This window comes from Snodgrassella alvi (genome assembly GCF_002777745.1).
Taxonomy (GTDB): domain Bacteria; phylum Pseudomonadota; class Gammaproteobacteria; order Burkholderiales; family Neisseriaceae; genus Snodgrassella; species Snodgrassella alvi_D.
Genome location: NZ_MEIO01000027.1, coordinates 158,166 through 171,661, shown reverse-complemented (window position 1 = coordinate 171,661; position 13,496 = coordinate 158,166). Strand labels below are relative to the sequence as shown.

The following is a 13,496-nucleotide window of genomic DNA, read 5'->3' as shown; positions in this document are numbered from 1 at the left end:
CAATCATTTTTTACGATTAATGCACAGTAGTGGGGGTAAGTAGAATTTAATGGCGAAAAAGCATAGTTTGATAAAAATAAATGGCAAGATTTTCTGCCAGTGATGACTGCCAGTTTTTATTAAAAGCGGTAGTTTAGACACCTGCTTCCCAACAGACATAATCAGCAGGAATTTTTACACCTTCCCTGCCTGCTTCTTAATTAATGCGCCTTTATCCGTAACCACCCAGCTATCCAGTATGCCGGCTATATTTTTTTGGGTTTGCTGCCAGAGTTTCAAATACTGGCGGTTATAAGTTATGCGTATCAATAAGGGTAAATTATCAAGATAAAATCGATGCTTGCATTGCTGAACTTCGCCAACAAAATCACATTGAATATAGGTTTTAATCTCACCTTGCGCATTTTTGGACATCAAAATATCCGGCCCGGCAATATTATCCTGCCACGGCTGATTGGTGCTGGGATCAATCCCATTATTGGCTTTGAAATAAGTTAAGCCATATATTTTTTGTGGTTGTTCAAAATAGTCAAAGTGCCAGACTTTCTTGGTGGCTTGTAATTCGTCAGCCAGTGCTTTATTAAAATTAAGTGGCTGGTGTGGATCAACAATATTGTAAACAATGGTGTAGCCCCATGGAAACGGCTTCCCCTCTGGAATCAAAGTTCTGTTATCACGCAGATAATCCTCTTCTGTTTGCTCTCTATAGCTCATTACCGCGCCATCTGTCAGCCGGTACTGAAAATCAAAACCTTCAATAGGCAATTGGTAAGTAATCGGCGGGCGCTGATACTTTTGCGCTTGTTTGCTGGAGTCAAAATCGCCCGGGTCGCCGATATAGCGTACCCAGGTAAATACCACCCCGCCGGGGATACTTACCGGCTTACCGCCCAGATTACCAATAGAGTCATAGCGGCCAAATCTGTCCTGATGGGGCACTACAGGTGCCGGTTGCTGCTGCACCGCTTTATCACCAGCCTGCTTATCATCACAACCGGCCAGCAGTAGCAGGCAGCTTAAACAGATAAGCTTGAAATACGGTTTAAATATGCTCTTCATACTGATGTATCCTCTGTAGCAACGAGTATAGAAATTAGCACAGTTTTAATCTAAAATAAATAAGCAGTTATACAAAAATTAATCTATGTAATGAAATGGTAAGCTGAAAGCAACAATCATTTTTTACGATTAATGCACAGTAGTGGGGGTAAGTAGAATTTAATGGCGAAAAAGCATAGTTTGATAAAAATAAATGGCAAGATTTTCTGCCAGTGATGACTGCCAGTTTTTATTAAAAGCGGTAGTTTAGACACCTGCTTCCCAACAGACATAATCAGCAGGAATTTTTACACCTTCCCTGCCTGCTTCTTAATTAATGCGCCTTTATCCGTAACCACCCAGCTATCCAGTATGCCGGCTATATTTTTTTGGGTTTGCTGCCAGAGTTTCAAATACTGGCGGTTATAAGTTATGCTTATCAATATAGGTAAATTATCAAGATAAAATCGATGGTTGCATTGCAGAACTTCGCCAACAAAATCACACAGAATATAGGTTTTAATCTCACCTTGCGCATTTTTGGACATCAAAATATCCGGCCCGGCGATATTATCCTGCCATGGCTGATTGGTGCTGGGATCAATCCCATTATTGGCTTTGAAATAAGTTAAGCCATATACTTTTTGTGGTTGTTCAAAATAGTCAAAGTGCCAGACTTTCTTGGTGGCTTGTAATTCGTCAGCTAGTGCTTTATTAAAATTAAGTGGCTGGTGTGGATCAACAATATTGTAAACAATGGTATAGCCCCATGGAAACGGCTTCCCCTCTGGAATCAAAGTTCTGTTATCACGCAGATAATCCTCTTCCGTTTGCTCTCTTCTGGTTTTAACTGCACCATCTGTCAGCCGGTACTGAAAATCAATATCTTCAATAGGCAATTGGTAAGTAATCGGCGGGCGCTGATACTTTTGCGCTTGTTTGCTGGAATCAAAATCGCCCGGGTCGCCGATATAGCGTACCCAGGTAAACACTACCCCGCCGGGGATACTTACCGGCTTGCCGCCCAGATTACCAATAGAATCATAGCGGCCAAATCTGTCCTGATGACGTGCCAGCACCGGCTGCTGCTGCGCCGCTTTATCACCAGCCTGCTTATCATCACAACCGGCCAGCAGTAGCAGGCAGCTTAAACAGATAAGCTTGAAATACGGTTTAAATATGCTCTTCATACTGATGTATCCTCTGTAGCGACGAGTATAGAAATTAGCACAGTTTTAATCTAAAATAAATAAGCAGTTATACAAAAATTAATCTATGTAATGAAATGGTAAGCTGAAAGCAATAATTATTTTTTACTATAAGTGCACGGTGGGGGAATAAGTAGAATTTAATGGTGAAAAAGCATAGTTTGATAAAAATAAATGGCAACATCTATTGCTATTTTTTGCTGTTTGTTTTTGGATGTGAAGCTGACTTTTTTATTTTGCTGATATATGTCTGGTGTCAGATAAACGAATTTATAGATAAAAATATTATTAACGGGCATGCGCAATAAATTGATGTGGTTTTGAATAGGTTTAAAATTTTTGATTATCTGATATTGATTGTTTCTATACTGACATATTTTTTATTGGTTTATCAAGGTATTAAGTATCTATGTTTATATCCGGGTCGGAATCACTGATAATTATCTTAATTTCTGCCTGTTTTGATGTTGATGCGATTTTGCTATTGGGCTGGTTGTTTTTAGTTTGATACTCAATAATTTATGCAATATTTATAATCCTTTTTCAGCGTGTGGCTATTATTGTTCTAATAAAGTCTGTGTAAGTAAAGTATGCCATTCATGTTGCTGGTATATTGATGAAATTCTGAATTGTATGAGAAAAATTATGGTTTATATTTTATCTGCTATATTTGTGCTAATGTTTTTGTTTTTAGTATGGGTATATATTTTTTATAAGTATATGTTTAGTATCAATGTATTTATTTTTTTTGTTGAGTAATTTAATAAAAAGCAAATTTATCAATAAATTCTATAAATAATTATAATTTCTTTTATATTTTTTTATGTTATATATACAAGTATAAATATATAAAGATGAGGTGCGAGGTAATGGAGTTACAAAAATTCTTAAATAGTTATGTGGATAAAGCTTTTGAAGATAGTGGTTTATCTTCTTACGCTACTTTGCTGCGTCCTGCATCAAAACCTGAATTTGGCCACTATCAGATTAACGGCGCTATGGCGGCTGCAAAATCTTTAAAATTAAATCCTAGAGAGCTGGCTGAAAAAATTGTAAGTAATTTAGCCAGTTTAAAAGCAGAGGGGATTGCGGAGACTATTGAGGTATTAGGTTCTGGCTTTATTAACATTTTTTTATCAGGCAGCTTTCTTAGTCAGAGGGCATTAGAAAGTCTGGTTGATGATAGATTAGGTGTAAAAAAACAACCGAAACAGATTATACCTATCGATTATCCTTCTGCTAATTTAGCTAAGGAGATGCATGTTGGTCATTTGCGTGCCAGTATTATTGGTGATGCTTTAAACAGGGTATTGAGGTTTTTAGGGCATGATGCTTTCAGTCAAGACCATGTTGGCGATTGGGGAACGCAATTTGGTATGCTCATTACTTATATGGTTGAAACAGAAAATGTTGGGGAAGGTGATGTGGCGCTGGTGGATCTGGAAGCATTTTATCGGAATGCCAAAAAGAGATTTGAAGAGTCAGAAGAATTTGCAGAAACAGCCAGAAGCTATGTAGTGTTATTACAAAGCGGAGATGAAAAAGTTCTCGCTTTATGGCGTCGTTTTGTCCAAGTGTCCCAAAAACATTGCTTAGAAGTCTATAAGAAACTCGGATTATTGGTTAATGAAAGTAATTTCAAAGGTGAATCTACATATAATAATGATTTGCAACCAACTGTTGATGAGCTTGTTGCAAAAGGCATAGCGGTAGATAGTGAGGGCGCAAAGGTTGTATTTCTGGATGAGATTAAAGATAAGGATGGCAATCCTACGCCTTTTATTATTCAGAAGCGCGATGGTGGTTTTCTATATTCGACCACTGATTTAGCATGTATTCGATATCGTGTCAGACATTTAAAGGCAGATCGAATTCTGTACGTTGTTGATGTTCGCCAGAGTTTACATTTTAAAGAGCTTTTTGCAACTGTACATAAAGCGGGATTCGCTACTGAAAATGTTAAGCTGGAGCATATCGCTTTTGGTACTATGATGGGAAAAGATGGGAAACCATTTAAAACCCGGGATGGTAATACTGTTAAATTAATTGATCTTTTGAATGAAGCTGTTGAAAGGGCTTCAGATTTGGTACGCCAGAAAAATCCGGCGTTATCTGATGATGAAATTACTAAGATTTCAACTGCTGTTGGTATTTCTTCGATAAAGTATGCAGATTTATCTAAAAACAGAACGAGTGATTATATTTTTAACTGGGAAGGTATGTTGTCTTTCGAGGGGAATACTGCGCCTTATTTACAGTATGCTTATACACGTATTCAAAGTTTGCTGAATAAAAGTGGGCAATCAATTGAACCCATTGCAGATCATGTTATTACTGTATCTGAGCAGGATGAAAAAAACCTGTTATGTCTATTAATCCAGTTTGAGGATGTTGTTGTTTCTGTGGCTAAAGAATGTATGCCTCATTATCTTGCTAACTATTTATTTCAGCTTGCTTCTTCATTCTCTAAATTTTATGAGAAATATCCGATTCTGAAGGAAAAAGACGAAATCAGGAATAGTCGTTTACAGATCGCCAGATTAACGGGAAGAATCTTGAAACAAGGGATGGATCTTTTGGGATTAGATGTATTAGATAAAATGTGAGAAATAAAAAAGCCTGTAAATTCAGGCTTTTTTGTTTAGATATCTATTTCTGTTGTCCATTTGACAACTTGTAATGGTATCTCTGTTCTGATATTACAGACACCGGGTAATAATGATAAGGTATTTACTTGAAAGCTTCTGTACTCTTCTAAGTCTTTACACAATACTCGCAGTAAGAAGTCATTTTCTCCGGCCATCACGTAGCACTCTTGAATTTGTGACAATGATTTCACTTCATATATAAATCTTTCTATGGCGGCGGAGTTTGTGTTTGCGATATCTATCTTTATTCTGACATACACTATTAATTGCTTATTAATGGTTTTTTTATCCAGCAAGGCAACATATTGTTTGATAAATCCAGAATCTTCTAATATTTTAATACGACGCAGACATGGAGATGGGGATAATCCTACTTTTTTGGCAAGTTCGTTATTTTGAATATTGCCTTCTCGTTGAAGTATTCTAAGTATTCTTTTGTCTATATTATCCAATTTCATTATAAATACCTTATTGTTAGTACAGCAGTTACATAGAAGTTTATGTATTTATTTAAATTATTTATATTCTATCGGTATCATATGGCTTAATTCCTTATGAGGATGCTCTGAGCTATATATATCGTTAACCACTCTTTGTTACGCTTCTTGTATGCTGGAAGTTAGCAAGCAGATATGAATCGAATATTTGTGATCAATGTATTTGGTTTGATCGCTAAGTATTGTTGATTGAGTTTTGAATACACTTACTCCTGTGCTTTTAATCTCAGGATATGGGTTATCTGGTCATTTATACAAAATATGATCACTTCTTTTTTATTTGCAGCAAAATTCTTTGTCATGTATTCCAGCCTCAGCTTTTCGATATCGTTGCAATTTGAAGATCAACAATTTTTCACAATTCTCTTTTGTTCAATGATAGAGAATTTTAAACATTTTTGCAGAACTTTTTAAGGCAATAATGACAATTAAAATCGGATTCTATCAATCATGGATTATTTGAAATAAAATTTCAAAATATATCGCAATTTCATAATTTAAAAAATTTAATTTCAATACAAAAAAGCCATAATAGTTATGGATTCAGTATCTTCATGTTAAATAATGTATTGAGGAGCTTTTATAATGTCTGAAAATTTAGGTGTTAATTCAGAATGCGGTAAATTGCGAAGTGTAATGGTGTGTCGTCCTAATTTAGCCCATAATCGATTGACGCCATCCAATTGTCGTGAGCTTTTGTTTGATGATGTTATTTGGGTTGAAAAGGCTCAGCGTGATCATGATAACTTTGTGAATATAATGAAAGATCGCGGTGTTCATGTTATTGATGCAAATATCGCTTTAAGTGAAGTATTACAAAATAAAGAACATAGAAACTGGATTCTTGATCGTCTTTTTGTTCCTCAAAATATCGGGGTTCATATGCTAAGTGATGTGCGTACCTGGTTAAATGAACTTCCTGCTGAAGATCTGTCTGCATTTTTATTCGGCGGTATTACAAAATCAGATTTACCTTTTAAAACCAGTAGTGATCTGATGTTTAATTACATGGCTCAAGATGATTTTTTAATTGCTCCAACTCCAAATGCTCTTTTCCAACGTGATCCCAGTTGTTGGATTTATGGGGGTGTCAGTTTAAATCCGATGTATTGGCCTGCACGTCGTCCAGAAACTCTGATAATGCGAACAATATATAAGTTTAATCCTTATTTTGCTGGTAAAGCTAAGATCTGGTGGGGTGATACGGATGAGGATTTAGGAACATTGTCTATTGAGGGCGGGGATGTAATGCCGGTAGGTAACGGGGTTGTGTTGGTTGGTATGGGTGAACGTACTAATCCTCAAATGGTATCTCAATTGGCAAAAAGTATTTGTGGAAAAGTGGATGGTGCAACAAGGGTAATTGCATGTCAAATGCCAAAATCACGTGCTGCAATGCATCTGGATACTGTGTTTTCAATGCTGGATTATGATTTATTTTCAGTTTTCCCAGAAGTTGTCGATCAGATTAAATGTTATAGCTTATTTAGTAGCAGTACTGAAGAAAAAATTACTATTGAAGAGCATAAAGGTCAACATTTTGTTGATGTTGTTGCAGAGGCTATGGGTAAAGTAACTGGTGCGCAGGTTACCCGTATTCAAACTGGCGGGGACAATTTCCAGGCTCAGAGAGAGCAATGGGATGATGCCAATAATGTAATTATGTTAGATAGACGGGTTTGCATTGCTTATGACCGTGATACTTATACAAATAAGATTATGCGTGATCACGGGGTAGAGGTATTAGAGGTGGATGCGGGGGAATTAGGGCGTGGGCGTGGTGGTGGTCATTGTATGACTTGCCCGATTATTCGTGATTCAATCATTTAAATAAAAATAAAGGATATTTATTATGGCTTTCAATCTAAAAAATCGTAATTTGCTTAGTTTGGTTCATCATACTGAACGTGAAATTAATTATTTAATTGATCTGGCTCGTGATCTTAAAAGGGCTAAATATGCTGGAACTGAGCAGCAGTTATTAAAAGGCAAAAATATTGCTTTAATTTTTGAAAAAACATCAACTAGAACTCGCTGTGCTTTTGAGGTTGCGGCCCATGATCAGGGTGCAAATGTGACTTATATTGGTTCGAGTGGTTCTCAGATCGGGCATAAAGAAAGTATGAAAGATACGGCCCGTGTTTTAGGGCGTATGTATGATGGTATTGAATATCGCGGTTATAAGCAATCTGTTGTGCAAGAGCTTGCTGATTATGCAGGTGTTCCTGTGTGGAATGGTTTGACAGATGAATTTCATCCTACGCAGATGCTGGCTGATGTGTTAACAATGCTGGAGTATTCTAATGGCAAACCGCTAAATGAAATCAAGTACGCGTATGTAGGTGATGCACGCAATAATATGGGAAATTCATTATTGTTAATCGGTGCGAAACTAGGTATGGATGTGCGCATTTCTGGCCCTAAATCATTGTTACCTGAACCTGAGCTGGTGGCAATGTGTGAAAGATTTGCACAAGAAAGTGGCGCACGCATTACTGTGACTGATGATGTGCATAAGGCGGTGAAAGACGTTGATTTTATTCATACTGATGTTTGGGTTTCGATGGGTGAACCTATCGAATCATGGGGTGAGCGTGTTGATGCGTTAACTCCGTATCAGGTAAATAAGGAATTAATTGCGGCAACTGGCAATCCACGGGTTAAATTTATGCATTGTTTACCTGCATTTCATAATTCTGAAACTACGGTGGGCAGAGAGGTTGCGGAACAATATCCTCAATTTAAAAATGGTATTGAAGTTACTGAGGATGTATTTGAATCGCCTGTTAATATTGCATTCGAACAGGCAGAAAATAGAATGCATACCATTAAAGCAGTTATTGTATCCAGTTTAATTTAAAATAAAAACGATCGGAATTAGAATGAGAATTGTTATTGCTTTAGGTGGTAATGCGCTCTTGCGAAGAGGTGAACCTTTAACGGCTGAGAATCAACGTCAAAATACTAAGATTGCATGCCAACAAATCGCTAAGGTTTATCCGGGAAATGAATTGGTGATTGCGCATGGTAATGGTCCGCAAGTGGGGCTGATTGCGTTACAGTCTTTGTCATATACTGATGTTCCTTCATACCCTTTGGATGTGTTAGGGGCGGAGTCTATTGGGATGATTGGTTATATGATTATGCAGGAATTAGGTAATCTTCTTCCTTTAGAAACGCCATTGGCAACATTGTTATCTCAGGTGGAGGTTGATAAGAACGATCCTGCATTTAAGAATCCGACTAAGCCTATTGGTCCTGTTTATTCGAAGGAAGAGGCAGAGGAGCTGGCGAAAGAAAGAAATTGGAGTATTGCTCCTGATAATGACAAATACAGGCGTGTTGTTCCTAGCCCAATTCCCAAACGTATTTTTGAAATTCGGCCAGTTAAATGGTTATTAGAAAAGGGTACGGTGGTTATTTGTGCTGGCGGTGGTGGTATTCCAACATTTTACGATGATGATGGTACGTTAAAGGGAGTAGAAGCGGTAATTGATAAGGATCTTTGTTCTGCTGTTTTGGCAAAGCAGGTTGCGGCTGATATTTTTATAATTGCAACAGATGTATCTGCAGCTTTTGTTAATTGGGGGAAACCAAATCAGCAAGCCATTAAAGAAGCCCATCCGGATATGCTGGAGAAAATGGGATTTGCGGCTGGTTCTATGGGTCCGAAAGTGCAGGCAGCCATAAATTTTGCTCGGGATAATCCGGGAAAATCAGCGGTAATCGGTTCTTTGGCTGATATTGATGATATTGTTAAAGGTATTGCTGGTACGAAAATTAATACTTCTTTTTCTGCCGAGTTGACATACTACTAACTAAACCAAACAAGGTATCGTATTTAATAAATGCGATACTTTTTTTTTAGGATTCTTTATTATGCAAGCTGAAAAAAATACTCAACCAAAAGAAAAGAAATCCTTATCAGCATTTAGTATTTTATTTATTATTTTGACTTTGCTATGGATTATTTCTAAATTGCTATCGGGTCATTCATTTACTCCGGTAATGCTTCCTGAAAGTTCAGAAGTGGTCTCTACGGTTATTTCTCCATCGCTTAGTGATCTTGTGATGGCACCATTTAAATCTTTTCAGAATTCTATCAATATAGCTGTATTTATTCTTGTTTTAGGTGGATTTATAAATGTGGCGATGAAAACAAATTCTTTAGAGGCGGGTATTTCTGCGTTGGTTCAAAAGTTAAAGGGTAAAGAACTGGTGCTGATTCCTCTGTTAATGTTTTTGTTTTCTATAGGTGGAACTGTATATGGAATGGCTGAAGAAACTATTGCATTTTATGTTCTTATTACTGCCACGTTAGTTGCTGCCGGTTTTGATACCATAATAGCTGTAGCGGTTATTCTTTTGGGAGCAGGGGCCGGGGTTTTGGGTTCTACTGTTAACCCTTTCGCTACTGGTGTGGCTGGTGATGCTCTTAAGGGTGTTGGCTATAATACGAATCAGGGAACAATAATCACTGTAGGAACAGTCCTTTGGTTATCAACGCTCGCTTTTTTTATATGGTATGTTATGCGCTATGCCAAGAAGGTTAAAAAAGATAAAAGTATGACGTTGTTGTCAGAGCGTGAACAAACTGAAATGAATGTGAATTTTAATGCAGAAAATACAGAACATCTTAATTTTGGTCGTCGTGAAAAAAATATTCTGATTTTATTTGCATTTACTTTCGTTGTGATGATTATTTCATTAATACCCTGGGGCGAGTTTAAGGTAACTGTTTTTAATGGTTGGACGTCATTTCTGACTGGAAATAATTTCGGAGACTGGACTTTTGGTGATTTGGCAATGTGGTTTTTGTTGATGTCTGTAGTCATTGGTATTGCAGCGAAGATGTCGGAAAAAGAAATTATTAATAATTTTATAGCGGGAACTTGTGATATTTTATCAGTGGTTCTGATCATTGTTGTTGCACGTTCTATTTCTGTATTGATGGGTGAAACGCATTTAGATTTATTTATTTTGGATAAAGCCCAGAATCTGTTAACGGGATTATCGCCAGTTATTTTTGTTCCTGTAGCCTATTTTATTTATTTAGGTTTGTCTTTTTTAATTCCTTCAACATCTGCTCTGGCTTTTGTTTCTATACCTATTTTGGGGCCGCTAACTGCGAAATTGGGTATGGATCCTAATATTATGATTATGATTTTTGTAGCTGGTAGTGGTTTAGTCAATCTGATTACGCCAACTTCTGGTGTTGTGATGGGTGGCTTGCAGTTATCTAAAGTAAATTATAGTACTTGGCTGAAATTTATGGGACGGCCGATTGTTATTCTGTTGATTATGAATATAATTATTTTGACTGCATCTATGATGATATTGACAAAATAATTATTAAATTTGTGTTGTTTGGCTCCTCTCTCAATCTGCTGTAGATTTTAGGGAGGAGTGCTGAATTAAGAAGCAATGAGGCAAATTCCGGAGGCATCTTTTTATGCTTTGAATATATTGGATACGGGAATTTGGCTGTATCTGTTTATTTAAACCTGAATAAATCATGCACCTGTAGCTCAGTTGGATAGAGTATCTGGCTACGAACCAGAGGGTCGGGCGTTCGAATCGCTCCGGGTGCACCATTTTGATAAGTTATAATTGTTGGTGATATAACAATTTTGGAATGACAATGCTTATTTGAACTGCAAAATTAAGGGATATTTATTGGTTTTCCGTAGCAGACAATGAGTTTAACGGGGAATGTAATTTTTTTGTGCTGGTAGTAATAAGCGTGGGCAACTTGGTTGTTATAAGTTTTTTATTTTTTAATAAATTTGGTTTTAGTCATTTTAAATGCTGCTACTGCATTGTCTATGGATGTCATTCTTTACTCGGCAAGTGAATGTTTAGTGTGTTGAATATTGATCTGACAATTGAATATGAGGCTCTTTTCTTCTATGCCGATGTGATGAATTTAATTAAGGCTGTGATTGCTTAATGCAGACATTACTAAATCTATTTTATGCAGGCTAACAGCCATAGCTGGCAATTGGCTGATTAGATGGTCAAGTTATACAGGTTAATCATTTTTGCAATGATTAATACGATTATAGGTTAGTCTGTCGCTATAATTTGCTGTTAGTACTCGTATTCAATTGTCGTTGTAACTGTTTATTTGTTGCTACGCTATTGTTTGCTGTTTGGTATATCTGATAATGTTTAGTCGTATACTTTGAGGGTAATGCTAAAGCCTGCTTGCTGCAAACTAGAATAAATTTGCTGTGTTCTAAATGGTTGGTAGCTGTGGTTTCGTCAATATTTTATTGTGGTAATGCGTATTTTTGATGTTTTTTGCATGTGTTATGAGTGCAATATATTGATAGCGCTAGATAGTGATGTAGTACCGCTAAACCATAAAGATGTTAGTTTGCTGGATGTAGTCACTTTATCTCAGTGAGCTTTAATGCTACTTTTAATGAGGTAGGAAATGATTAAGGCCAATAATAGAGGAATACCAAAGATAACCCATAATCCGGCCGGATTGAATTCGCCGTCAGCTAATGCAATTCCTGTTGTATTAAGTAAATCGTCAATGAAAAATGATAATTTTTCGATGAGCAGCCAAACAGGATGGACGAAGAATACTATCGCTTGGCAAATTGTATAAATGATAATAAATAATGCAATAATATGTATGCGGCTATTTGACTTTGCAGTTTGCATAGTTTGTGTTCTCTTAATGATAACTTGTTCATGTGCTTCAATGCTATGAACAAAAAGAGGATTACTCATTGTTGAATTGCTATGTAGTCTAAACTATTCACTATGGTTTGTACCATTCATATAATCATTTATGAAAGTTTGTACACGGTTAGTAAACCTGCCTTATCTTTAGAGGCTCATTCTGTAATATTTGTTGCTGGGTTCACACCTGAGAAGACATTGAATGTCAGAATGTCCGAAGTATATTAATATACTATTATTAATTGTAATTTCAAAATTATAGATAGTTTCATTGTTTCTTTTTTATATATTATTTGTGTAGTTGTTGGGTATTGATATTCCTGTGTATGGATTTTTGTTTGTGCAGTTTTTACATTTTGTATGCTGATTTGATTAAGGGGAAATTTTCGGTTCTGGTCTGATGGTAATCTGACTTGATTTTTTTGGCAGGTGCGGCCATATTGGCTGATTATTTTGTCGGGATGGTAATGATGTCAGAAAATAAGATGGCTAAGGCAGATCAGTTAACGCGCTTTATGTTTGATGACTGTCCGGTACGTGGTCTGCATGTGAATTTGCAGCAGGTATGGCGGCATGTGGCGGAAAATAAGGTTTATCCGAAGGCGATTCATCAGGCTTTAGGCGAATTAACGGTAGCTGCGGTATTGCTGGCCAGTAATCTGAAGTTTGACGGTAATCTGATTGTGCAGGTGCAAGGTAAGGGGGTGTTGAAAATGCTGGTGGCAGAAGCTACCTCAGCAGCTACTTGCCGGGCAACTGCGCGCTGGGATGAGACTGCGGTAATTGATGAGAATATGAAGCTGGTGGATTTGCTGGGTGAGGGCGGCATGTTTGTGCTGACGTTGCAACCGGCGCAGGGTGAATCATGGCAGGGGGTAGTGGAGCTGGCTGGTGATAGTATTGCGCAGATGCTGATGAATTATATGGCGCGCTCGGAACAACTGGCGACTCATATTACGCTGGCGGCAGACGATAATCATGCTTGTGGGTTATTGCTGCAAAGGTTACCGGAGCAGGATGTTGATGAAGATAGCTGGACGGAATTGTCTGCTCTGGCTGGTACGGTTACTGCAAATGAGTTGTTGCAATTAGATGCTCAGACTTTGCTGTACCGATTGTTTCATGAGCATGAGGTAAGGCTGTTTACGCCACAGGATGTGGAATTTGCCTGTACCTGTTCCCGTACGAAGGTGGGGGATATGCTGCTGTTGCTGGGCGGACAGGAAGTAGGTGAGGCGGTAGCGGAGCAAGGCAGTATTGAGGTGAACTGTGATTTCTGTTATGCACGTTATGTGTTTGATGAGGCTGATGTGAATGCTTTGTTTGGCAGTGATGTTGTGACAACAGCACAGCAGGAGCTGGCAGCACGGCAGTTGAATCATTAGAAAAGATTTGAGACAGAAAGCAGC

10 protein-coding genes and 1 tRNA gene are annotated in these 13,496 nt (G+C 37.5%); 7 read left to right on the top strand and 4 right to left on the bottom strand.

Annotated features, from left to right (window positions below):
* Positions 1-174 precede the first annotated feature (174 nt).
* Positions 175-1,059 carry a hypothetical protein gene (locus BHC51_RS03630; RefSeq protein WP_100153112.1) on the bottom strand — a complete coding sequence of 295 codons (885 nt, stop codon included), beginning with the start codon at positions 1,057-1,059 and terminating at the stop codon, positions 175-177.
* Positions 1,060-1,346: 287 nt separating this feature from the next.
* Positions 1,347-2,228, bottom strand: coding sequence for a hypothetical protein (locus BHC51_RS03625; RefSeq protein ID WP_100153338.1), 882 nt, complete (start codon positions 2,226-2,228; stop codon positions 1,347-1,349).
* 887 nt (positions 2,229-3,115) lie between these two features.
* On the opposite strand from BHC51_RS03625, the gene argS reads away from it, so the two are divergent.
* The gene (argS, locus tag BHC51_RS03620; RefSeq protein ID WP_100123270.1) at positions 3,116-4,852 is read left to right on the top strand and encodes an arginine--tRNA ligase; all 1,737 of its coding nucleotides are present in this window, start codon (positions 3,116-3,118) and stop codon (positions 4,850-4,852) included.
* 35 nt (positions 4,853-4,887) lie between these two features.
* On the opposite strand, the gene BHC51_RS03615 is transcribed toward argS, so the two are convergent.
* On the bottom strand, positions 4,888-5,352 hold the full coding sequence (locus BHC51_RS03615) for an Lrp/AsnC family transcriptional regulator (RefSeq protein WP_100100245.1): 465 nt from the start codon (positions 5,350-5,352) through the stop codon (positions 4,888-4,890).
* A gap of 624 nt (positions 5,353-5,976) precedes the next feature.
* Between BHC51_RS03615 and BHC51_RS03610 the strand changes: the two genes are divergently transcribed.
* The 5 genes from BHC51_RS03610 to BHC51_RS03590 all read left to right on the top strand — a co-directional run bounded on the left by BHC51_RS03610 (position 5,977) and on the right by BHC51_RS03590 (position 10,985).
* Positions 5,977-7,221: an arginine deiminase gene (locus tag BHC51_RS03610; RefSeq protein WP_100153337.1), complete on the top strand. Its 1,245-nt coding sequence runs from the start codon at positions 5,977-5,979 to the stop codon at positions 7,219-7,221.
* 22 nt (positions 7,222-7,243) lie between these two features.
* The gene (locus BHC51_RS03605; RefSeq protein ID WP_100153336.1) at positions 7,244-8,251 is read left to right on the top strand and encodes an ornithine carbamoyltransferase; all 1,008 of its coding nucleotides are present in this window, start codon (positions 7,244-7,246) and stop codon (positions 8,249-8,251) included.
* 22 nt (positions 8,252-8,273) lie between these two features.
* On the top strand, positions 8,274-9,209 hold the full coding sequence (gene arcC / locus BHC51_RS03600; RefSeq protein WP_100100248.1) for a carbamate kinase: 936 nt from the start codon (positions 8,274-8,276) through the stop codon (positions 9,207-9,209).
* A 61-nt stretch (positions 9,210-9,270) separates the two neighbouring features.
* Positions 9,271-10,740: a YfcC family protein gene (locus BHC51_RS03595; RefSeq protein ID WP_100153335.1), complete on the top strand. Its 1,470-nt coding sequence runs from the start codon at positions 9,271-9,273 to the stop codon at positions 10,738-10,740.
* Positions 10,741-10,908: 168 nt separating this feature from the next.
* Positions 10,909-10,985: transfer RNA gene (locus BHC51_RS03590), tRNA-Arg, on the top strand.
* A gap of 808 nt (positions 10,986-11,793) precedes the next feature.
* Here the strand turns inward: BHC51_RS03590 and BHC51_RS03585 are convergent.
* Entirely contained in the window at positions 11,794-12,135 is a 342-nt protein-coding gene (locus BHC51_RS03585) for a hypothetical protein (protein ID WP_100153334.1), read from the bottom strand.
* A 422-nt stretch (positions 12,136-12,557) separates the two neighbouring features.
* Here BHC51_RS03585 and hslO point away from each other — a divergent pair, with 422 nt between their 5' ends.
* On the top strand, positions 12,558-13,472 hold the full coding sequence (hslO, locus tag BHC51_RS03580) for an Hsp33 family molecular chaperone HslO (RefSeq protein ID WP_100100302.1): 915 nt from the start codon (positions 12,558-12,560) through the stop codon (positions 13,470-13,472).
* Positions 13,473-13,496: the final 24 nt, after the last annotated feature.